Origin of the sequence: Streptomyces sp. NPDC088810 (assembly GCF_044750305.1) — a bacterium.
In the GTDB taxonomy this organism is placed as follows: Bacteria; Actinomycetota; Actinomycetes; order Streptomycetales; family Streptomycetaceae; genus Streptomyces.
In genome coordinates this window covers 552,187-573,529 of sequence record NZ_JBIVJQ010000004.1, presented here as the reverse complement: position 1 = coordinate 573,529, position 21,343 = coordinate 552,187, and the positions used below count along the sequence as shown (strand labels likewise).

The following is a 21,343-nucleotide window of genomic DNA, read 5'->3' as shown; positions in this document are numbered from 1 at the left end:
CATGGGACTCGAAGAAAAGCTGCCGAGCGGCTTCCTGCTGACCACCGTCGAGCAGGCCGCGGGCTGGGTGCGCAAGGCGTCCGTCTTCCCGGCCACCTTCGGCCTGGCCTGCTGCGCCATCGAGATGATGACCACCGGTGCCGGCCGCTACGACCTCGCCCGCTTCGGTATGGAGGTCTTCCGCGGCTCGCCGCGCCAGGCCGACCTGATGATCGTCGCCGGCCGGGTCAGCCAGAAGATGGCGCCCGTCCTGAGGCAGGTCTATGACCAGATGCCCAACCCCAAGTGGGTGATCTCCATGGGGGTGTGCGCCTCCTCCGGCGGCATGTTCAACAACTACGCGATCGTCCAGGGCGTCGACCACATCGTCCCGGTCGACATCTACCTGCCCGGCTGCCCGCCCCGCCCCGAGATGCTGATGGACGCGATCCTCAAGCTCCACCAGAAGATCCAGTCCGCCAAGCTCGGCGTGAACGCCGAGGAAGCGGCCCGCGAGGCGGAGGAGGCGGCGCTCAAGGCCCTGCCCACGATCGAGATGAAGGGGCTGCTGCGGTGAGCGACGCGAACGGCACCCACGGAGTCAACGGGGCGAACGGGTCCGCGAACGGGGCGAACCCCGAGAAGGACCTCTCCGCCTCCAACCTCCCCGGCCACCGCGGCCAGGGCGGCGAGGAGATCCGCGTCCAGCGCGGCATGTTCGGCGCCAACAACGGCGGCGACACCTCCGGCTACGGCGGCCTGGTCCGCTCGGTCCGGCTCCCGGGGCCGACGGCCCGGCCCTACGGCGGCTGGTTCGACGAGGTCGCCGACGAGCTGGAGGGCGCCCTGGAGGAGCAGGGCCTCCTGCCCGGCAACGCCATCGAGAGGACGGTCGTCGACCGCGGTGAGCTGACCTTCCACATCGAACGCGAGCACCTGGTCCGCGTCGCCCGCACCCTGCGCGACGACCCGGCCCTGCGCTTCGAGCTGTGCACCGGCGTCAGCGGTGTCCACTACCCGAACGACAAGGGCCGCGAGCTGCACGCCGTCTACCACCTGCGCTCGATCACCCACAACCGGTTGCTCCGACTCGAGGTCAGCGCCCCCGACAGCGACCCGCACATCCCGTCGCTGGTCTCCGTCTACCCGACCAACGACTGGCACGAGCGCGAGACCTACGACTTCTTCGGGATCGTCTTCGACGGTCACCCGGCCCTGACACGGATCATGATGCCCGACGACTGGCAGGGCCACCCGCAGCGCAAGGACTACCCCCTCGGCGGCATCCCCGTCGAGTACAAGGGCGCCCAGATCCCGGCTCCGGACCAGCGGAGGTCGTACTCGTGAGCACGCAGTCAGCATCCGCCGCGTCGGCCGCGTCCGCGCGCGAGACCACCGAGGGCACCGTATATACGGTCACCGGTGGCGACTGGGACGAGGTCGTCCAGTCCGCGGCGCGCGCCGACGACGAACGCATCGTCGTCAACATGGGTCCCCAGCACCCGTCCACCCACGGAGTGCTCCGCCTGATCCTGGAGATCGAGGGCGAGACGGTCACCGAGGCCCGCTGCGGCATCGGCTACCTCCACACCGGCATCGAGAAGAACCTCGAGTACCGCACGTGGACGCAGGGCACCACCTTCGTCACGCGCATGGACTACCTGACGTCCTTCTTCAACGAGACCGCCTACTGCCTCGCCGTCGAGAAACTGCTCGGCATCGAGGACCAGATCACCGAGCGTGCCAAGATCATCCGGGTGCTCCTGATGGAGCTGAACCGACTCTCCTCGCACCTGGTGTGCATCGCCACCGGCGGCATGGAGCTGGGCGCCACCACGATCATGATCTACGGATTCCGTGATCGTGAAATGATTCTCGACCTCTACGAGCTCATCACGGGCCTGCGCATGAACCACGCGTACATCCGGCCCGGCGGACTCGCCCAGGACCTGCCGCCCGGCGCGGTGGACCAGATCCGCGAGTTCGTGAAGAAGATGCACAAGAACCTCCCGGAGTACGACAAGCTCGCCACCGGGAACCCCATCTTCAAGGCCCGCATGCAGAACATCGGCTACCTCGACCTGGCCGGCTGCATGGCCCTCGGCGCGACCGGCCCGATCCTGCGCGCCACCGGCCTCCCGCACGACCTGCGCAAGGCGCAGCCGTACTGCGACTACGAGACGTACGACTTCGACGTCCCGACCGCCGACTCCTGCGACGCCTACGGCCGCTTCCTCATCCGCCTGGAGGAGATGCGCCAGTCGCTCAGGATCGTCGAGCAGTGCCTGGACCGGCTCCAGCCCGGCCCGGTCATGGTCGCCGACAAGAAGATCGCCTGGCCGGCCCAGCTCGCCCTGGGCCCGGACGGACTCGGCAACTCCCTCGACCACATCAAGAAGATCATGGGCACCTCCATGGAAGCCCTGATCCACCACTTCAAGCTGGTCACCGAGGGCTTCCGCGTCCCGCCGGGACAGGCGTACGCGGCCGTCGAGTCGCCCAAGGGCGAACTCGGGGTGCATGCCGTCTCCGACGGCGGCACCCGCCCCTACCGGGTCCACTTCCGTGACCCGTCCTTCACCAACCTGCAGGCCATGGCGGCGATGTGCGAGGGCGGCCAGGTCGCCGACGTCATCGTCGCCGTCGCGTCCATCGACCCCGTGATGGGAGGCGTCGACCGGTGACCACCTCTTCTTCGGAGCGGGGCGTCAGCCTGGGCATGCCCGAACTGCCCGCGCCCGCCTACCCGGACGACGTCAGGGCCCGGCTGGAGGCGGACGCGCGCGAGGTCATCGCGCGCTACCCGGACTCGCGGTCCGCCCTGCTGCCGCTGCTCCACCTCGTGCAGTCGGAGGAGGGCCATGTCACGCGCACCGGAATGCGGTTCTGTGCGGACATGCTGGGCCTGACCACAGCCGAGGTCACCGCCGTCGCCACCTTCTACACCATGTACCGGCGCCGGCCCTCCGGTGACTACCAGGTCGGCGTGTGCACCAACACGCTGTGCGCGGTGATGGGCGGCGACGCGATCTTCGAGACCCTCCAGGAACACCTGGGCCTCGGCAACGGCGAGACCACCGACGACGGCAAGGTCACCCTGGAGCACATCGAGTGCAACGCGGCCTGCGACTTCGCGCCGGTGGTGATGGTCAACTGGGAGTTCTTCGACAACCAGACCCCGGCGAGCGCCAAGCGCCTGGTCGACGACCTGCGCGCGGGGCGCCCCGTACAGCCCACGCGCGGGGCGCGGCTGTGCACCTTCAAGGAGACCGCGCGGATTCTGGCCGGCTTCCCCGACGAGCGGCCCGGGGCCGTCGAGGAGGGCGGCAGTGCGGGACCCGCGTCGCTGGTGGGCCTTCGCCTGGCAAGGGGAGAGGCCGCATCCGCACGCGTGGTCCATCCGCGCGGAGGTCCGCACGGGGAACCGCAGGACCGGGTGCACGAGCCGTCGCCGGCCCAGCACCTCAGTTCCCATGACGCGCCGCAGGAGACATCGGCCTCCGACCCGGCCCACCCGGCAGGGCCTACCGCCGAGGAGGGGGAGTGATGACCGTGGCATCCGAGCTGAAGGACATGAGCCCCGAGAAGCTGCTCGCACCCGTGCTGTCGGCCTTCTGGGACGAGGACCGGTCCTGGTCCCTGGACGTCTACCGGAGGCACGAGGGGTACGAGGGGCTCGGCAAGGCCCTCGCCATGTCGCCGGACGACCTGATCGCGTACGTCAAGGACTCCGGGCTGAGAGGCCGCGGCGGCGCGGGATTCCCGACCGGAATGAAGTGGCAGTTCATTCCTCAGGGTGATGGGAAACCGCACTATCTAGTTGTCAACGCCGACGAGTCGGAGCCGGGCACCTGCAAGGACATCCCGCTCCTCTTCGCGAACCCGCACAGCCTCATCGAGGGCATTGTGATCGCGTGCTATGCCATCAGGTCGTCGCATGCCTTCATCTATCTGCGTGGTGAAGTCGTCCCTGTTCTGCGGCGGCTGCACGAGGCCGTGCGCGAGGCCTACGCGGCGGGCTACCTCGGCGAGAACATCCTGGGCAGCGGACTCGACCTCCAGCTCACCGTGCACGCGGGTGCGGGCGCGTACATCTGCGGCGAGGAGACCGCACTGCTCGACTCGCTCGAAGGCCGCCGTGGTCAACCGCGGCTCCGTCCCCCCTTCCCTGCGGTGGAAGGCCTCTACGCCTGTCCGACTGTGGTGAACAACGTCGAGTCGATCGCTTCAGTTCCCGCCATCCTGAAAAACGGGAAAGAATGGTTCAGGTCGATGGGCAGCGAGAAGTCCCCGGGCTTCACGCTCTACTCGCTCAGCGGCCACGTCGCGAGCCCCGGCCAGTACGAGGCCCCGCTCGGCATCACCCTGCGCCAGCTCCTCGACATGAGCGGCGGCATGCGGCCGGGCCACCGCCTGAAGTTCTGGACACCGGGCGGCTCCTCGACGCCGATGTTCACCGACGAGCACCTCGACGTCCCCCTCGACTACGAGGGCGTCGGCGCCGCCGGCTCCATGCTCGGCACCAAGGCGCTGCAGTGCTTCGACGAGACGACCTGCGTGGTGCGGGCCGTGACCCGCTGGACCGAGTTCTACGCCCACGAGTCCTGCGGCAAGTGCACGCCCTGCCGCGAAGGAACGTACTGGCTGGTGCAGTTGCTGCGGGACATCGAGGCCGGCAAGGGCGTCATGTCCGACCTCGACAAGCTCGCCGACATCGCCGACAACATCAACGGCAAGTCCTTCTGCGCCCTCGGTGACGGTGCCGCATCACCCATCTTCTCCTCGCTGAAGTACTTCCGTGAGGAGTACGAGCAGCACATCACCGGCCGGGGCTGCCCCTTCGACCCGGCCAAGTCGACGGCCTGGGCGGACCGCCCGGAGGTGAACGCATGACCGTGACCACCAACGCTCCCGCGGGTGGCGGAGAGGCGGCGGTCCCGCCGGAGGACCTCGTCACGCTGACGATCGACGGCATCGAGATCAGCGTGCCCAAGGGCACCCTGGTCATCCGGGCCGCCGAGCAGCTCGGCATCGAGATCCCGCGCTTCTGCGACCACCCCCTCCTGGACCCGGCCGGTGCCTGCCGCCAGTGCATCGTCGAGGTCGAGGGCCAGCGCAAGCCGATGGCGTCCTGCACCATCACCTGCACCGACGGGATGGTGGTGAAGACCCACCTGACCTCGCCGGTCGCCGAGAAGGCCCAGCACGGCGTGATGGAGCTGCTGCTCATCAACCACCCGCTCGACTGCCCGGTCTGCGACAAGGGCGGCGAGTGCCCGCTGCAGAACCAGGCGATGTCGCACGGCAACGCCGAGTCCCGCTTCGACGGCAAGAAGCGGACCTACGAGAAGCCCGTACCGATCTCCACCCAGGTGCTGCTCGACCGCGAGCGGTGCGTGCTGTGCGCCCGCTGCACCCGTTTCTCCAACCAGATCGCGGGCGACCCCATGATCGAACTGGTCGAGCGGGGCGCGCTCCAGCAGGTCGGCACCGGCGAGGGCGACCCGTTCGAGTCGTACTTCTCGGGCAACACCATCCAGATCTGCCCGGTCGGCGCGCTCACCTCGGCCGCCTACCGATTCCGCTCGCGCCCCTTCGACCTCGTTTCCTCGCCGTCGGTCTGCGAGCACTGTGCCGGCGGCTGCGCCACCCGCACCGACCACCGGCGCGGCAAGGTCATGCGGCGGCTCGCCGCCAACGACCCCGAGGTCAACGAGGAGTGGATCTGCGACAAGGGACGCTTCGCGTTCCGGTACGCGCAGCAGAAGGACCGCCTCGACACCCCGCTCGTCCGGGGCGCCGACGGTGTTCTGGAGCCCGCCTCCTGGCCCGAGGCGCTGGAGGCGGCGGCGCGCGGTCTGACCGCCGCCCGCTCCCGGGCCGGCGTCCTCACCGGGGGCCGGCTGACCGTCGAGGACGCCTACGCGTACAGCAAGTTCGCGCGCGTGGCGCTCGACACCAACGACATCGACTTCCGCGCGCGCGTGCACAGCGGCGAGGAAGCCGACTTCCTGGCCGCATACGTCGCCGGCCGCGGCCGTGACCTCGACGGTACGGGCGTCACGTACACCTCCCTGGAGAAGGCGCCCGCCGTGCTGCTGGTCGGCTTCGAGTCGGAGGAGGAGGCACCCGGCGTCTTCCTGCGACTGCGCAAGGCCTGGCGCAAGCGCAAGCAGCAGGTGTTCGCCCTGGCCACGCACGCCACCCGGGGCCTGGAGAAGGCCGGCGGCACGCTGCTGCCGGCCGCACCGGGCACCGAGACGGAGTGGCTGGACGCCCTCGCGAGCGGCGTCGGCCTGGAGGAGCCCGGCACACGTGCCGCAGAGGCCCTGCGCGCCGGGGGCGCCGTCATCGTCGTAGGAGAGCGGCTGGCCGGGGTCGCGGGCGGCCTCACCGCCGCCCTGCGCGCCGCCACCGCGACCGGCGCCGAGCTGGTGTGGATCCCGCGCCGGGCCGGCGAGCGCGGCGCGGTGGAGGCGGGCGCGCTGCCCTCGCTGCTGCCGGGCGGCCGCCCGGCGACCGACCCGCGCGCGCGGGAGGAGGTCGCCGCCGTCTGGGGGATCGCCGAACTCCCGCTGCGCTACGGACGCGACACCCGCCAGATCATCGAGGCCGCCGCCAGCGGCGAGCTGTCCGCGCTGGTGGTCGCCGGGGTGGAGGTCGCCGACCTGCCCGACCCGGCACGCGCGCGTGAGGCGCTGCACAGCGTCGGCTTCGTGGTCTCGCTGGAGCTGCGGCCCAGCGAGGTCACCGAGCACGCCGACGTCGTCCTGCCCGTCGCCGCGGTCGCCGAGAAGGCGGGCACCTTCCTCAACTGGGAAGGCCGCGTGCGCTTCTTCGAGGCCGCGCTCAAGCCCGACCAGATGACCCGCCGGCTGGCGCCGACCGACACGCGCGTGCTGCAGATGCTCGCCGACGCCATGGACGTCCACCTGGGCCTGCCGGATCTGCGCACCACGCGCGCGGAGATCGACCGGCTCGGCCCCTGGGACGGCCCCCGCGCCGGCGAACCCACGGAGTCCGCGGGCGTCCTGCCCCGTCCGGCCATCGGCGAGGCCGTACTCGCCGGACACCGGCTGCTGCTCGACCAGGGCGTCCTCCAGGAGGGCGACGAGGCGCTCGCCGGTACCCGGCACGCCGCACGCGCGCGCGTGTCCGCCGCGACCGCCGCCGAGACGGGCCTCGCGGACGGCGCACCGCTGGCCGTCACCGGCCCCGCAGGCACGGTCGAACTGCCCCTCCAGATCACCGACATGCCCGACCGGGTGGTCTGGCTCCCGCTGAACTCCGTCGGCTCAGGTGTCGCCTCCGACACCGGGGCGCGGCCCGGCTCCCTCGTCCGTATCGGCCCGGCGGCTGCCGCCGGAGAGGCCCCCAAGGAGGTGGAGGCATGAGCCCGTACCTCGCCGCTGAAGACCTCTCGATGTTCGGCCGCGACCCCTGGTGGCTGGTCGTCGTCAAGGCGGTGTTCTGCTTCGCCTTCCTGATGGTGACCGTGCTGTTCTCCATCGTCTGGGAGCGCAAGGTCGTCGCCTGGATGCAGCTGCGCATCGGTCCCAACCGGCACGGCCCCTGGGGCATGCTCCAGTCGCTCGCCGACGGCATCAAGCTGATGCTCAAGGAAGACGTCATCGTCAAGCGTGCGGACAAGGTGGTGTACGTCCTCGCGCCGATCGTCGCGGCCATCCCGGCCTTCATGGCGATCGCGGTGATCCCCTTCGGGCCGGCCGGCAACGAGATCTCGATCTTCGGCCACCGCACCACGATGCAGCTCACCGACCTGCCGATCGCGATGCTCTACATCCTCGCGGTGGCCTCGGTCGGCATCTACGGCATCGTGCTCGCGGGCTGGAGCTCCGGATCCACCTATCCGCTCCTCGGCGGCCTGCGCTCCTGCGCGCAGATGATCTCGTACGAGATCGCCATGGGCGCCGCGTTCGCCTCCGTGTTCCTCTACTCGGGATCGATGTCGACGTCCACGATCGTCGAGCAGCAGCACGACCGCTGGTACATCCTGCTGCTGCCGGTCTCCTTCATCCTGTACATCGTCACGATGGTCGGCGAGACCAACCGCGCCCCCTTCGACATGCCGGAGTCCGAGGGCGACCTGGTCGGCGGCTTCAACACCGAGTACTCCTCGATCAAGTTCGCGATGTTCATGCTCGCGGAGTACGTGAACATGGTGACCGTCTCGGCCGTCTCGACCACCCTGTTCCTCGGCGGCTGGCGCGCCCCCTGGCCGGTCAGCAGCTTCTGGGAGGGCGCGAACCACGGCTGGTGGCCGCTGCTCTGGTTCGTCATCAAGGTGCAGCTGCTGCTGTTCTTCTTCATCTGGCTGCGCGGCACGCTCCCGCGGGTCCGCTACGACCAGCTGATGAAGCTCGGCTGGAAGGTCCTCATCCCGGTCTCGGTGACCTGGCTGATGCTGGTGGCGACCGTCCGCGCCCTGCGCAACGAGAACTACGACTTCGCCGACATCGCGCTCTACGTCGGCGGCGGTGTCCTCGCCCTGCTGTTGATCTCCTTCGTCGCCGACATGTTCCGCGAGAAGGGGAGGACGGCCGAGCAGCCCGCCGCCCAAGAGCCGGCCTTCGACCCGATGGCGGGCGGCTTCCCCGTACCGCCGCTGCCGGGACAGCAGCTGCCACCGGTGCCCAGGCGCCGCTCGCGCCGCGAGCGGGAGCTGATTGTCAGTGGTGGACCGGACACTGTCAGTGACGGATCTTCGGATGGAAAGGAGGCGTCCGATGGCTGAGGAGCCTCAGGAGACCGGGCAGACCAAGCCCGGCTTCCAGAACCCCGTGGCCGGCTTCGGCGTGACCTTCAAGGCCATGTTCAAGAAGCGGCTGACCGAGCAGTACCCGGAGCAGAAGAAGACCACGGCTCCGCGGTTCCACGGACGGCACCAGCTCAACCGCCATCCGGACGGCCTGGAGAAGTGCGTCGGCTGCGAGCTGTGCGCCTGGGCCTGCCCCGCCGATGCCATCTACGTGGAGGGCGCCGACAACACCGACGAGGAACGCTACTCGCCGGGCGAGCGGTACGGCCGCGTCTACCAGATCAACTACGCCCGCTGCATCCTGTGCGGCCTGTGCATCGAAGCGTGCCCCACGCGCGCGTTGACGATGACCAACGAGTTCGAGCTGGCCGACTCCAGTCGCGCCAACCTCATCTACACCAAGGAACAGCTGCTCGCCGGCCTCGAAGAAGGCATGGTCGACACGCCGCACGCGATCTTCCCGGGGACGGACGAACAGGACTACTACCGCGGCCTGGTCACGCAGGCCGCGCCCGGCACCGTCCGCCAGGTCGCCGTCTCCAAGGGAGAGGTCCCGCAGGAGGCCGCGTCCACCTTCGGCGAGGACGAGCCGGCCTCGGAGAAGGTGATCGGCCGATGAGCGCGCACCTCCTCGCCGCCTACACCACCTCCACCGGTGAGGCCTTCCAGTTCTGGGTCCTCGGCACGATCGCGGTGCTCGGCGCCCTGTGCACCGTCTTCATGAAGAAGGCCGTGCACAGCGCGCTCTGCCTCGCCGGCACCATGATCGTCCTGGCGGTGTTCTACCTCGCCAACGGCGCCTACTTCCTCGGGATCGTGCAGATCGTCGTCTACACCGGCGCGATCATGATGCTGTTCCTGTTCGTGGTGATGCTCGTCGGCGTCACCGCCGCGGACTCCCTGAAGGAGACCATCAAGGGCCAGCGCTGGCTGGCCCTTCTGTGCGGCGTCGGCTTCGGTCTCCTGCTGTTCGCCGGTATCGGCAACGCCTCACTGAAGGAGTTCAACGGCACCGGCCAGGCGAACGCGAACGGCAACGTGGGGGGCCTCGCCACCCTCATCTTCACCAAGTACGTCTTCGCCTTCGAAATCACCGGCGCGCTGCTCATCACGGCCGCCGTCGGAGCCATGGTGCTCACCCACCGGGAGCGCACCGAGCGCGCCCGGACCCAGCGCGAGCTGTCCGAACAGCGCATCCGTGAGGGCGCGCACATCCCGCCGCTGCCCGCCCCCGGTGTCTACGCCCGGCACAACGCCGTGGACATCGCGGGCCTGCTGCCCGACGGCACCCCGTCCGAGCTGACCGTCAGCAAGACGCTGCGCGAACGCGGCCAGATCCGTGACGTGTCCGCGGAGGCGCTCAACGACCTGCGGGCGCTGGAGCAGCGCGCGGAGGAGCGCCTGGAGCGCAGGGCGATCGAGCCGGAGACGTTCAAGCGGCCCGAGGAGGCGTCGAAGTGAACCCGGTCAACTACCTCTACCTCGCCGCCCTGTTGTTCACGATCGGCGCGACCGGCGTACTGATCCGGCGCAACGCCATCGTGGTCTTCATGTGCATCGAGCTGATGCTGAACGCCTGCAACCTCGCGTTCGTCACCTTCTCCCGGATGCACGGCAACCTCGACGGCCAGATCATCGCCTTCTTCACGATGGTCGTCGCCGCAGCGGAGGTCGTGGTGGGCCTCGCGATCATCGTGTCGCTGTTCCGTACCCGCCACTCGGCCTCGGTCGACGACGCCAGCCTGATGAAGCTGTAAGGGGTCGGAAGAATCGTGGAGAACCTGATCGCGCTGCTCATCGCGGCGCCCCTGCTCGGAGCGGCCGTCCTGCTGACCGGCGGCCGGCGCCTGGACCGCGTCGGCCACTGGATCGGCACGCTCCTGTCGGCCGCTTCCTTCGTGTTCGGTCTCATCCTCTTCGCCGACCTCCTCGGCAAGGGCGCGGAGCACCGCACCCTGACGCAGCACCTGTTCAGCTGGGTCCCGGTGGCCGGCTTCCAGGCGGACGTCACCTTCCGCCTCGACCAGCTGTCCATGACGTTCGTACTGCTCATCACGGGCGTCGGCTCGCTGATCCACCTGTACTCGGTCGGGTACATGGAGCACGACGAGCGGCGCCGCCGCTTCTTCGGCTACCTGAACCTGTTCCTCGCGGCGATGCTGCTGCTCGTCCTCGCCGACAACTACCTGCTGCTGTACGTCGGCTGGGAGGGCGTCGGCCTCGCCTCGTACCTGCTGATCGGCTTCTGGCAGCACAAGCCCAGCGCCGCCACGGCCGCGAAGAAGGCCTTCCTGGTCAACCGGGTCGGCGACATGGGCCTGTCGATCGCGATCATGCTGATGTTCACCACCTTCGGCAGCTTCGCCTTCGGCCCGGTCCTCGGTCACACCGGTGACACCTCCGAGGGCAAGCTCACCGCGATCGGCCTGATGCTGCTGCTCGCCGCCTGCGGCAAGTCCGCCCAGGTGCCGCTGCAGTCCTGGCTCGGGGACGCCATGGAGGGCCCGACCCCGGTCTCCGCCCTCATCCACGCGGCGACGATGGTGACCGCGGGTGTGTACCTGATCGTCCGCTCCGGCGCCATCTTCAACGCCGCCCCCGACGCCCAGCTGGCCGTCACCGTCGTCGGCGCGGTGACGCTCCTGTTCGGTGCGATCGTCGGTTGCGCCAAGGACGACATCAAGAAGGCGCTGGCCGGCTCCACCATGTCGCAGATCGGCTACATGGTCCTCGCCGCCGGACTCGGCCCCATCGGCTACGTCTTCGCGATCATGCACCTGGTGACGCACGGCTTCTTCAAGGCCGGCCTGTTCCTCGGCGCCGGTTCCGTGATGCACGGCATGAACGACGAGGTCGACATGCGCCGCTACGGCGGCCTGCGTACGTACATGCCGGTCACCTTCATCACCTTCGGCCTCGGCTACCTCGCCATCATCGGCTTCCCGGGCCTGTCCGGCTTCTTCTCCAAGGACAAGATCATCGAGGCGGCCTTCGCCAAGGGCGGCACCGAGGGCTGGATCCTCGGCGGCGCGGCCCTGCTCGGCGCGGCCATCACCGCCTTCTACATGACGCGCGTGATGCTGATGACGTTCTTCGGAGAAGAACGGTGGCGCAACGCCCCGACCCCGTCCCCGGCCGAGCCCAGCGTGGAGCCCGCCGCCGAAACCCGCGGCGAGCACGCCGAGCCGCACCCGCACGAGTCCCCGAAGGTCATGACGATCCCGATGATCGTGCTGGCCGTCGGCTCGGTCTTCGGCGGTGGCTTCTTCAGCATCGGCGACCGCTTCCTGCACTGGCTGGAGCCCGTCACGGGCCACAGCGAGGGCGACTCCCCGCTCAGCGCGGCCACGGTCACCGGCGCCACCATGGTGTGCCTGGTCATCGGCGTCGCCATCGCCTGGGCCCAGTACGGCCGCAAGCCCGTCCCGGCGGTCGCCCCGCGCGGCTCGCTGCTCACCCGCGCGGCCCGCCGCGACCTGCTCCAGGACGACTTCAACCACGTGGTCCTGGTGCGCGGCGGCGAGCACCTGACGCGCTCCCTGGTGTACGTCGACCACACCCTGGTCGACGGCGTCGTCAACGGCACGGCAGCCGGCTTCGGCGGCCTGTCCGGACGGCTGCGCCGGCTCCAGAACGGCTTCGCCCGCTCCTACGCGGTCTCGATGTTCGGCGGCGCGGCACTCCTGGTCGCCGCGACCCTGCTGATGAGGGCGGTCTGATACCGATGTCCTTTCCTCTGCTGACAGCGACGGCGGCGCTCCCGGCCCTCGGGGCCGTCGCCACGGCCGCCGTACCGGCCGCCCGGCGCACCGCCGCGAAATGGCTGGCCCTGGTCGTCTCGCTCGCCACGCTCGCCCTGGCGATCACCGTCCTGGTCCGCTTCGATCCGGGCGGCGCCCGCTACCAGCTCACCGAGTCCCACGCCTGGATCAAGGACTTCGGGGTCAGGTACGAGCTGGGCGTCGACGGCATCGCGGTCGCACTGATCGCGCTGACCGCCGTACTCATCCCGTTCATCATCCTCGCGGGCTGGCACGACGCCGACCCGCTGGAGACCGGCAGCCGCCGCTGGCGGCCCACCCAGGGCTTCTTCGCGCTGATCCTGGCGGTCGAGGCGATGGTGGTCATCTCGTTCGAGGCCACCGACGTCTTCCTCTTCTACATCTTCTTCGAAGCCATGCTCATCCCGATGTACTTCCTCATCGGCGGCTTCGGGGACCACGCGCACGAGCACGGCGAGGAGACGGCCGCCACCCAGCGGTCGTACGCCGCGGTGAAGTTCCTGCTCTACAACCTGGTCGGCGGCCTCATCATGCTGGCCGCGGTGATCGGCCTCTACGTGGTCGCCGGGAACTTCTCGCTCACCGAGATCGCCGAGGCCCGCGCCAGCGGCTCGCTGCACATGGCGACCAGCACCGAACGCTGGCTGTTCCTCGGCTTCTTCTTCGCCTTCGCGGTCAAGGCGCCGCTGTGGCCGCTGCACACCTGGCTGCCCAACGCCATGCAGGAGGCCACCGCCCCGGTCGCCGTGCTCATCACCGCGGTCGTCGACAAGGTCGGCACCTTCGCGATGCTCCGCTTCTGCCTCCAGCTGTTCCCGGAGGCCAGCAAGTGGGCGACGCCCGTCATTCTCGTCCTGGCGCTCATCAGCATCGTCTACGGCGCGCTGCTCGCCGTCGGCCAGCGGGACATCAAACGCCTGGTGGCGTACGCATCGATCTCGCACTTCGGCTTCATCATCATGGGCGTCTTCGCGATGACCAGCCAGGGCCAGTCCGGCGCCACGCTCTACATGGTCAACCACGGCATCTCCACCGCCGCGCTGATGCTGGTCGCCGGCTTCCTCATCTCCCGGCGCGGCTCGCGGCTCATCGCCGACTACGGAGGCGTGCAGAAGGTCGCCCCGGTGCTCGCCGGCACCTTCCTGATCGGCGGCCTGGCCACCCTGTCGCTTCCCGGACTGGCGCCGTTCGTCAGTGAGTTCCTGGTCCTGGTCGGCACGTTCGCGCGCTACCCGGTGATCGGGATCATCGCCACCCTCGGCATCGTCCTCGCCGCGCTGTACACCCTCGTGCTGTACCAGCGGACGATGACCGGCCCGGTGAAACCGGAGGTCTCGGCGATGCCCGACCTCCGCGCGCGCGAGCTGGTCGTCGTCGCCCCGCTGATCGTGCTGCTGATCTTCCTGGGCGTCTACCCGAAGCCGGTCACGGACATCGTCAACCCGGCGGTCAAGCAGACCATGTCCGACGTACACAAGAAGGACCCCAAGCCCGCAGTGGAGGCGGCAAAGTGAGCGCACCAGCCGTCCACAGCCTGTGGACAACCGCGGCCGATCCGATCTCGAAGATCGACGCGCCGAAGATCGAATACGCGCAATTGTCGCCCACCCTGATCGTCATCGGTGCGGCGCTGGTCGGGGTGCTCATCGAGGCCTTCGTGCCGCGCAGGTCCCGCTACTACGCGCAGGTGTTCATGTCCGTCGTAGCCCTGTGCGCCGCGTTCGCCGCGGTCGTCGCGCTGGCGGCCGACGGGTACGGCACCACCAAGGCACACATCGCGGCCATGGGCGCGATCGCGGTCGACGGCCCCGCCCTCTTCCTGCAGGGCACCATCGTGCTGGCCGGCCTGGTGGGCCTGTTCACCTTCGCCGAGCGGCGCCTGGACCCGGTGGCGCACGGCAACCGGGTCGACTCCTTCGCCGCGCAGGCCGCCTCCGTACCCGGCAGCGACAGCGAAAAGGCGGCCGTGAAGGCCGGCTTCACCACCACCGAGGTCTTCCCGCTGCTCCTCTTCGCCATCGGCGGCATGCTGATCTTCCCCGCGGCGAACGACCTGCTGACCCTGTTCGTGGCCCTGGAGGTCTTCTCCCTCCCGCTGTACCTGCTGTGCGCGCTGGCCCGCCGCAAGCGCCTGATGTCACAGGAGGCCGCGGTCAAGTACTTCCTGCTCGGGGCGTTCGCCTCCGCGTTCACCCTGTTCGGCATCGCGCTGCTGTACGGCTACGCGGGCTCGATGTCGTACGCCCGCATCGCCCAGGTCGTCGACGGCACGGCCACCGACGTCGACCCGGCACTCGCCAACACCATGGGCAACGACGCGCTGCTGCTGATCGGCGGCGCCATGCTCGTGATGGGCCTGCTGTTCAAGGTCGGCGCGGTGCCGTTCCACATGTGGACGCCCGACGTCTACCAGGGCGCGCCCACCCCGGTGACCGGCTTCATGGCGGCGGCGACCAAGGTGGCCGCGTTCGGTGCGCTGCTGCGCCTGCTCTACGTCGTCCTGCCCGGGCTGCGCTGGGACTGGCGGCCGGTCATGTGGGCCGTGGCGATCATCACCATGCTGGGCGGTGCGATCGTCGCCATCACCCAGACCGACATCAAGCGGCTGCTGGCGTACTCGTCCATCGCGCACGCAGGATTCATCCTCGCGGGTGTCATCGCCACGTCGAAGGACGGCGTGTCGTCCGTCCTCTTCTACCTGGCGGGCTACTCCTTCGTCACGATCGGCGCCTTCGCCGTGGTCACGCTGGTCCGTGACGCGGGCGGCGAGGCCACCCACCTGTCAAAGTGGGCGGGCCTGGGCCGCCGATCGCCGCTGGTGGCGGCCGTGTTCGCGGTGTTCCTGCTGGCCTTCGCCGGCATCCCGCTGACCTCCGGTTTCGCCGGAAAGTTCGCCGTGTTCAAGGCGGCGGCGGACGGTGGCGCGGCACCGCTGGTCGTGATCGGTGTGATCTCCTCGGCCATCGCCGCGTTCTTCTACATCCGGGTGATCGTGCTGATGTTCTTCAGCGAGCCGAGGCCGGAAGGCCCGACCGTCGCCGTCCCGTCACCGCTGACCATGGTCGCGATCGGCCTGGGTGTGGCGGTGACGCTGGTCCTCGGTGTGGCACCGCAGTACTTCCTGGACCTGGCGAACCAGGCGGGAGTGTTCGTGCGCTGACCTTCACCCTCACATACCGCTGCCCGGCACCCGCGTTCACACGGGTGCCGGGCAGCGGTCCGTTTCCGGGGCTACCGACTCCTGTCGCGGCGCGTCTTGATCTGGGTGAGGTCCACGGGGAAGGGCACGTCCAGCTTCATGCGCTCACGGAAGATGCCGGTGCTCGTGTAGGTGCCGGTCGTCGGCTCCAGCTCGAAGAGTGCACCGCGGCCCGGCCCTTTCTTCAGCGGCGTGGTCTCGCGGTCGCGGGAGGCGGAGTCCTCGGAGACCACCTCGATGGCCAGGACGACGGACTCCGCCGGGAAGCGGGTCTGGTACGGGTCCTCCACCACGTCGGCCCGCACCACCACCACGTCCGGCTCGGGCCGGTTCTGGCGGTCGACGTCGATCGTGAGCTTGCGGATGACCTCGAACTACTCAGGAGCCAGCGACCGGAGCTGCCAATTGAAGAAGTCGACAGCACGGGCGTGAAAAAGCGTCTGCGGACTCACGAAGACGAGGCTTCCGTCGATCAATGCCGTGTGGGGAGGAAGATTCGGGAGGCGGTCCAGGTCGTCGGGCGGTCCAGCCGCCTTCCGGCGGGGTCGGCCAGCTGGGCGCGGACGCCTTCGGTGCGACGCTCCTCAGTGCTCCCACGGGACGGAGTCTCGCCGGTGCATTCAGACAATCGGCCGGAAACGGGCGGGTCTCCCACGAACGTATGAACGACAGTCGTGTCCTTGACGTGCGGTTCTCCGGGCGACCTGTGGATAACTCCGGCGCTGTCGGTCCGGACCCCTATCGTGGAGGCAGCGGTCGAGAGACGACACACGGGGGACCGGCGGGGGACAGGACGATGGGCGTGACGGGCGGTATCAGCGAGATGACACAGGTGACCGAGGGGCCGGGCGCGGCCGACAGCGAGGCGCTCGCCACACTGCACCGGGTCTTCGGATACGACGCCTTCCGAGGTGAGCAGCAGGCGGTCATCGAGCATGTGGTGGCGGGCGGCGACGCCGTCGTCCTCATGCCGACCGGCGGCGGAAAGTCGCTCTGCTACCAGATCCCGGCCCTGGTCAGGCCCGGCACCGGTGTGGTGGTCTCTCCTCTGATCGCCCTCATGCAGGACCAGGTGGACGCCCTGCGGGCCCTCGGGGTCCGTGCCGGCTTCATGAACTCCACGCAGGACTTCGACGAGCGGCGCGTGGTCGAGGCCGAGTTCCTGGCCGGTGAGCTGGACCTGCTGTATCTCGCGCCGGAGCGGCTGCGCCTGGACGCCACGCTGGACCTGCTCTCCCGCGGGAAGATCTCCGTCTTCGCGATCGACGAGGCGCACTGCGTGTCCCAGTGGGGCCACGACTTCCGCCCCGACTACCTCTCCCTGTCCCTGCTCGGCGAGCGCTGGCCGGACGTCCCGCGGATCGCCCTGACCGCCACGGCCACCCGCGCCACCCACCAGGAGATCACCCAGCGGCTGAACCTGCCGACGGCACGGCACTTCGTCGCCAGCTTCGACCGCCCCAACATCCAGTACCGGATCGTGCCCAAGGCCGACCCCAGGAAGCAGCTGCTCGCCTTCCTCCGGGAGGAGCACCCGGGCGACGCCGGCATCGTGTACTGCCTCTCGCGGAACTCGGTGGACCGTACGGCGGAGTTCCTGACCGCCAACGGCATCCAGGCGGTGCCCTACCACGCGGGCCTGGACGCGGCCACGCGCGCGGCGCACCAGTCCCGGTTCCTGCGCGAGGACGGCCTGGTCGTGGTGGCGACCATCGCGTTCGGCATGGGCATCGACAAGCCGGACGTACGCTTCGTCGCCCACCTGGACCTCCCCAAGTCGATCGAGGGCTACTACCAGGAGACCGGCCGGGCGGGCCGCGACGGCCTGCCGTCCACGGCCTGGATGACGTACGGCCTGAATGACGTCATACAGCAGCGCAAGCTGATCCAGTCCGGCGAGGGCGACGAGGCGTTCCGCCGGCGGGCCGCGGCCCACCTCGACGCCATGCTCGCGCTGTGCGAGACCGCCCAGTGCCGCCGCGGCCAGCTGCTCGCCTACTTCGGCCAGGACCCCGACGCCGCCGGCTGCGGCAACTGCGACACGTGCCTCACCCCGCCCGAGACCTGGGACGGCACGATCGCCGCGCAGAAGGTGCTGTCCACGGTGGTACGGCTGCAGCGGGAGCGTGGGCAGAAGTTCGGCGCGATGCAGATCGTCGACATCCTGCTCGGCAAGCGCACCGGCAAGGTGATCCAGTTCGACCACGACCAGCTGTCCGTCTTCGGTATCGGCCAGGACCTCACCGAAGGCGAGTGGCGCGGTGTCGTCCGGCAGCTGCTGGCCCAGGGGCTCCTCGCGGTCGAAGGGGAGTACGGCACGCTGGTCCTCACCGAGGCGAGCGGCTCGGTGCTGCGGCGGGAGCGTGAGGTGCCGCTGCGCAAGGAGCCGAAGAAGCCGGCCGCCTCCCGGTCCCGGTCCGCGGGCGCCTCCGGGGGCGACCGCAAGGCCAAGGCCGCCGCGGCCGAGCTGCCCGACGCGCTGCTCCCCGCCTTCGAGGCCCTGCGGGCCTGGCGCGCCGAGCAGGCTCGGGAGCAGGGCGTCCCGGCGTACGTCATCTTCCACGACGCCACCCTCCGGGAGATCGTGACCCGGTGGCCCGGTTCGGTGCGGGAACTGGGCACGGTGGGCGGCGTCGGCGAGAAGAAGCTGGCCACGTACGGCGAAGGGGTGCTCGAGGTGCTGGGCTCCCTGAACGGGTCGGCCAAGGCCGCCGGCGAAGCCCCGGCCGCCGACGACAGGCCGGACGACGACTGGCCCGAGCCGGCGGACGAGCCGGAGCCGGACGACTGGATATAGCCTGCTGCGGCCCCGCGCGGTGCGGGCCTCACAGCCCCCGCGCCGCGTAGGCCCGGACGTCCGCGTCCGAGTCGGCCGTGGCCGTGGCGAGGGCCGCGCGGGCCTCTGCCGAGGTTCGGTGCCGGCTCAGGGCCAGGACCGCCGCCTTACGGACGTCGGCGTTCGGGTCGGCGAGCGCCTTGGCGAGGGCGGGGACGGCCGGGTCGGCGGGCGCGGCCGACAGCGCGGTCACGGCGCCGGACCGTACCTGCCAGGCCGGGTCCGACAGGGCGGCCACGGCGCGTGCGGCCAGCGGCGGCGGGCAGCCGGTGGCGGCCAGCGCGCCGAGCGCGGCGCCGCGCACCAGCGGGTCGCCGTCCTCGGTGAGCCGGTCCAGGGCGGCGGTGAGCAGGTTCCGGTCGGCCGGGGCGAGGCCAGCCGAGCCGACGGTGGCCAGGGCCTTCGCCACGGTGACCCGGACCTCCCGGGAGGGATCGTCCGCCGCGCCCGCCAGGGGCCGGACCGCGTCCACCGAGACGAGCGCCCGCACGGCCTCTGTCCGGACGGCGATGTCGGGATCGTCCAGCGCCGCAGCGAACACCTTGGCCTCGCCCAGCCGCAGGGCCCGCAGCACATCGAGGGCAGCGGCCCGGACCACGGGGTCGGCCTGGACGAGCGCATCGGTGAGGGCGGCGCCCAAGGCAGGTTCGGGCGGCAGTGTCTCGACGAGTTCCCGCAGTGAGGCCGCGGCGGCTGCGCGGACCTCGGCAGCGGGGTCGGCGAGCGCACCGGCGAGGGCCTGACCGGTCCCCGGCGGCACGGTCTCCGTGAGCACCGCGACGGCCGTACGGCGCACAGCGGGATCCGCGTCGGTCAAGTACGGCTCGACCGCCACGAGTTCGGGCTCCTCCTCGGCCAGGCCCAGCAGCTCCAGCAGCCGGGGAGAGGCGGCGTCCCGCGCGTTCGCCCGGTCCACGGGACCGGCATCGGCGGCACGCGCGGACGCGGGCCGCACGGCCACCGGTGCCACCTCGCGGGGCCCGGCCGTGGCCACATGCTCGGGGCGGACCTCGCCCAGATGCCGGGACGGACCGCCGACAGGTGTGAACTCCTCCACCGGCACCAGATAGGGAGCCACGGGACGGGCCGTGAACTCCATCGCACCAGAGGGGGACTTGTGCAGATCGAGATGGTGGAACCAGGAGACGTCGTCGCGCCCGGGATGGTCGAGACGATCATGGTAGAGGCCCCAGCGGGACTCGGTACGGGCCAGGGAAGCCCGGGCGGCCATCTCCGCGCAGTCGCGTATGAAGGTGACCTCGGCACAGCGCATCAGCTCATGCGGGGTGCGGGCACCCATCGAGGCGATGTCGGCGCGCATCCGCTCGAACGCCTCCAGCGCGAGGGAGAGCCGTGCGCCGGACTTCGGCGGTGCCACGTAGTCGTTCACGAAGCGGCGCAGCTTGTACTCGACCTGGGGCTGCGGCGGGCCGTCCGGGTTGCGCAGCGGGCGGTAGATCAACTCGTGGGCCTCGCGCACCTGGTCCGCGGGAAGCTCACCGTCGTACGCCCTGTACCGGGCGGCGTCCGCACCCGCGAGGTCGCCGAAGACGAACGCGCCGATCATGTAGTTGTGCGGGACACAGGCGAGGTCGCCGGCGGCGTACAGGCGGGGGACGGTCGTACGCGCGTGGTCGTCGACGCGGACACCCGAGGCGGAGTGGCCTCCGCACAGGCCGATCTCGGAGATGTGCATCTCGACGTCGTGGGTGCGGTAGTCGTGCCCGCGACCGGCGTGGAAGGTGCCGCGGGTGGGCCGCTCGGTGGAGTGCAGGATGGACTCCAGGGCGGAGATCGACTCCTCGGGCAGATGGCTGAGCTTGAGGTAGACCGGACCCCGGTCGCCGGCGACCTCGGCGGCGAACTCGGCCATCATCTGCCCCGACCAGTAGTCGGAGTCGACGAAGCGCTCGCCGTGCCGGTTGACCTGGTAGCCGCCGAACGGGTTGGCGACGTAGGCGCAGGCCGGGCCGTTGTAGTCCTTGATCAACGGATTGATCTGGAAGCACTCGATACCGGTCAGCTCGGCGCCCGCGTGGTAGGCCATGGCGTACCCGTCACCGGCGTTGGTGGGGTTCTCGTAGGTGCCGTAGAGGTAACCGGAGGCGGGCAGGCCGAGCCGGCCGCAGGCACCGGTCGCGAGGATCACCGCGCCCGCGCGGATGGTGACGAACGCGCCGGTACGGGTGTGGAACCCGACCGCACCCACGGCCCGCCCGCCGGCGGTGAGGACCCGGACCGGCATCACCCGGTTCTCGATCCGGATCCGCTCCCGCATCTCGCGCCGCCGCAACTGCCGGTACAGGACCTTTTTGACGTCCTTGCCCTCTGGCATCGGCAGTACGTACGAGCCGGAGCGATGGACCTGGCGGACCGCGTACTCGCCGTGCTCGTCCTTCTCGAACTTGACCCCGTACGACTCCAGCCGCTGCACCATCGCGAAGCCGCGCGTGGCGGTCTGGCGGACGGTGGACTGGTCGACGATGCCGTCGTTGGCGCGGGTGATCTCGGCGACGTAGTCGTCGGGTTCGGCCCGGCCGGGGATGACCGCGTTGTTGACGCCGTCCATGCCCATGGCGAGCGCGCCGGAGTGCCGGACGTGGGCCTTCTCCAGCAGCAGGACGTTCGCGCCGCGCTCGGCGGCGGTCAGGGCGGCCATGGTGCCGGCGGTGCCGCCGCCGACGACGAGGACGTCGCAGGTCAGCTCCTCGGCATCGGTGACGGCGGGAATCTGCAGGGGGCTGGTCGCGGGGGTGGTCACCGGGATG

The 21,343-nt window shown here is 70.1% G+C and carries 15 protein-coding genes and 1 pseudogene; 14 read left to right on the top strand and 2 right to left on the bottom strand.

Going from position 1 to position 21,343, the window contains the following annotated elements:
* Position 1: 1 nt before the first annotated feature.
* From ACIP4Y_RS17275 to nuoN, 13 genes are read left to right on the top strand one after another with little or no spacing between them, the layout of a single operon-like run.
* Positions 2-556, top strand: coding sequence for an NADH-quinone oxidoreductase subunit B family protein (locus ACIP4Y_RS17275; protein WP_143628055.1), 555 nt, complete (start codon positions 2-4; stop codon positions 554-556).
* On the top strand, positions 553-1,326 hold the full coding sequence (locus ACIP4Y_RS17270; protein WP_401393685.1) for an NADH-quinone oxidoreductase subunit C: 774 nt from the start codon (positions 553-555) through the stop codon (positions 1,324-1,326). The genes ACIP4Y_RS17275 and ACIP4Y_RS17270 overlap by 4 nt, the downstream gene beginning before the upstream one ends.
* Entirely contained in the window at positions 1,323-2,663 is a 1,341-nt protein-coding gene (locus ACIP4Y_RS17265; protein WP_358638045.1) for an NADH-quinone oxidoreductase subunit D, read from the top strand. Before ACIP4Y_RS17270 ends, ACIP4Y_RS17265 begins: the two co-directional genes overlap by 4 nt.
* Positions 2,660-3,526 carry an NADH-quinone oxidoreductase subunit NuoE gene (gene nuoE, locus ACIP4Y_RS17260; RefSeq protein ID WP_401393681.1) on the top strand — a complete coding sequence of 289 codons (867 nt, stop codon included), beginning with the start codon at positions 2,660-2,662 and terminating at the stop codon, positions 3,524-3,526. The genes ACIP4Y_RS17265 and nuoE overlap by 4 nt, the downstream gene beginning before the upstream one ends.
* The gene (gene nuoF, locus ACIP4Y_RS17255; RefSeq protein ID WP_401393679.1) at positions 3,523-4,872 is read left to right on the top strand and encodes an NADH-quinone oxidoreductase subunit NuoF; all 1,350 of its coding nucleotides are present in this window, start codon (positions 3,523-3,525) and stop codon (positions 4,870-4,872) included. The genes nuoE and nuoF overlap by 4 nt, the downstream gene beginning before the upstream one ends.
* Entirely contained in the window at positions 4,869-7,373 is a 2,505-nt protein-coding gene (locus ACIP4Y_RS17250; protein ID WP_401393675.1) for an NADH-quinone oxidoreductase subunit G, read from the top strand. Before nuoF ends, ACIP4Y_RS17250 begins: the two co-directional genes overlap by 4 nt.
* Complete coding sequence (gene nuoH / locus ACIP4Y_RS17245; protein ID WP_358638036.1) at positions 7,370-8,734, top strand: NADH-quinone oxidoreductase subunit NuoH; 1,365 nt, start codon at positions 7,370-7,372, stop codon at positions 8,732-8,734. Before ACIP4Y_RS17250 ends, nuoH begins: the two co-directional genes overlap by 4 nt.
* Positions 8,727-9,377, top strand: a complete 651-nt coding sequence (gene nuoI, locus ACIP4Y_RS17240) for an NADH-quinone oxidoreductase subunit NuoI (RefSeq protein ID WP_361466324.1) — start codon at positions 8,727-8,729, stop codon at positions 9,375-9,377. The genes nuoH and nuoI overlap by 8 nt, the downstream gene beginning before the upstream one ends.
* Complete coding sequence (locus ACIP4Y_RS17235; protein WP_401393670.1) at positions 9,374-10,219, top strand: NADH-quinone oxidoreductase subunit J; 846 nt, start codon at positions 9,374-9,376, stop codon at positions 10,217-10,219. The genes nuoI and ACIP4Y_RS17235 overlap by 4 nt, the downstream gene beginning before the upstream one ends.
* Positions 10,216-10,515, top strand: coding sequence for an NADH-quinone oxidoreductase subunit NuoK (gene nuoK / locus ACIP4Y_RS17230; RefSeq protein ID WP_023547474.1), 300 nt, complete (start codon positions 10,216-10,218; stop codon positions 10,513-10,515). Before ACIP4Y_RS17235 ends, nuoK begins: the two co-directional genes overlap by 4 nt.
* Positions 10,516-10,530: 15 nt before the next feature.
* The gene (nuoL, locus tag ACIP4Y_RS17225) at positions 10,531-12,477 is read left to right on the top strand and encodes an NADH-quinone oxidoreductase subunit L (RefSeq protein WP_401393666.1); all 1,947 of its coding nucleotides are present in this window, start codon (positions 10,531-10,533) and stop codon (positions 12,475-12,477) included.
* Positions 12,478-12,482: 5 nt separating this feature from the next.
* Complete coding sequence (locus tag ACIP4Y_RS17220) at positions 12,483-14,054, top strand: NADH-quinone oxidoreductase subunit M (RefSeq protein ID WP_401393663.1); 1,572 nt, start codon at positions 12,483-12,485, stop codon at positions 14,052-14,054.
* Positions 14,051-15,700 carry an NADH-quinone oxidoreductase subunit NuoN gene (nuoN, locus tag ACIP4Y_RS17215; RefSeq protein WP_401393660.1) on the top strand — a complete coding sequence of 550 codons (1,650 nt, stop codon included), beginning with the start codon at positions 14,051-14,053 and terminating at the stop codon, positions 15,698-15,700. The genes ACIP4Y_RS17220 and nuoN overlap by 4 nt, the downstream gene beginning before the upstream one ends.
* 71 nt (positions 15,701-15,771) lie before the next feature.
* Here nuoN and ACIP4Y_RS17210 read toward each other — a convergent pair.
* Positions 15,772-16,336, bottom strand: a pseudogene (locus ACIP4Y_RS17210) (Uma2 family endonuclease).
* Positions 16,337-16,535: 199 nt separating this feature from the next.
* Between ACIP4Y_RS17210 and recQ the strand changes: the two are divergent.
* Entirely contained in the window at positions 16,536-18,536 is a 2,001-nt protein-coding gene (gene recQ, locus ACIP4Y_RS17205) for a DNA helicase RecQ (RefSeq protein ID WP_401393657.1), read from the top strand.
* A gap of 28 nt (positions 18,537-18,564) precedes the next feature.
* On the opposite strand, the gene ACIP4Y_RS17200 is transcribed toward recQ, so the two are convergent.
* Positions 18,565-21,336: a fumarate reductase/succinate dehydrogenase flavoprotein subunit gene (locus ACIP4Y_RS17200; RefSeq protein ID WP_401393655.1), complete on the bottom strand. Its 2,772-nt coding sequence runs from the start codon at positions 21,334-21,336 to the stop codon at positions 18,565-18,567.
* Between the last annotated feature and the right edge of the window lie 7 nt (positions 21,337-21,343).

Coding starts and splice junctions, on each gene's coding strand:
- ACIP4Y_RS17250 (WP_401393675.1), top strand. CDS start 4,869: ATGACCGTGACCACCAACGCTCCCGCGGGTGGCGGAGAGGCGGCGGTC.
- ACIP4Y_RS17275 (WP_143628055.1), top strand. CDS start 2: ATGGGACTCGAAGAAAAGCTGCCGAGCGGCTTCCTGCTGACCACCGTC.
- ACIP4Y_RS17220 (WP_401393663.1), top strand. CDS start 12,483: ATGTCCTTTCCTCTGCTGACAGCGACGGCGGCGCTCCCGGCCCTCGGG.
- nuoI (WP_361466324.1), top strand. CDS start 8,727: ATGGCTGAGGAGCCTCAGGAGACCGGGCAGACCAAGCCCGGCTTCCAG.
- ACIP4Y_RS17235 (WP_401393670.1), top strand. CDS start 9,374: ATGAGCGCGCACCTCCTCGCCGCCTACACCACCTCCACCGGTGAGGCC.
- recQ (WP_401393657.1), top strand. CDS start 16,536: ATGGGCGTGACGGGCGGTATCAGCGAGATGACACAGGTGACCGAGGGG.
- nuoH (WP_358638036.1), top strand. CDS start 7,370: ATGAGCCCGTACCTCGCCGCTGAAGACCTCTCGATGTTCGGCCGCGAC.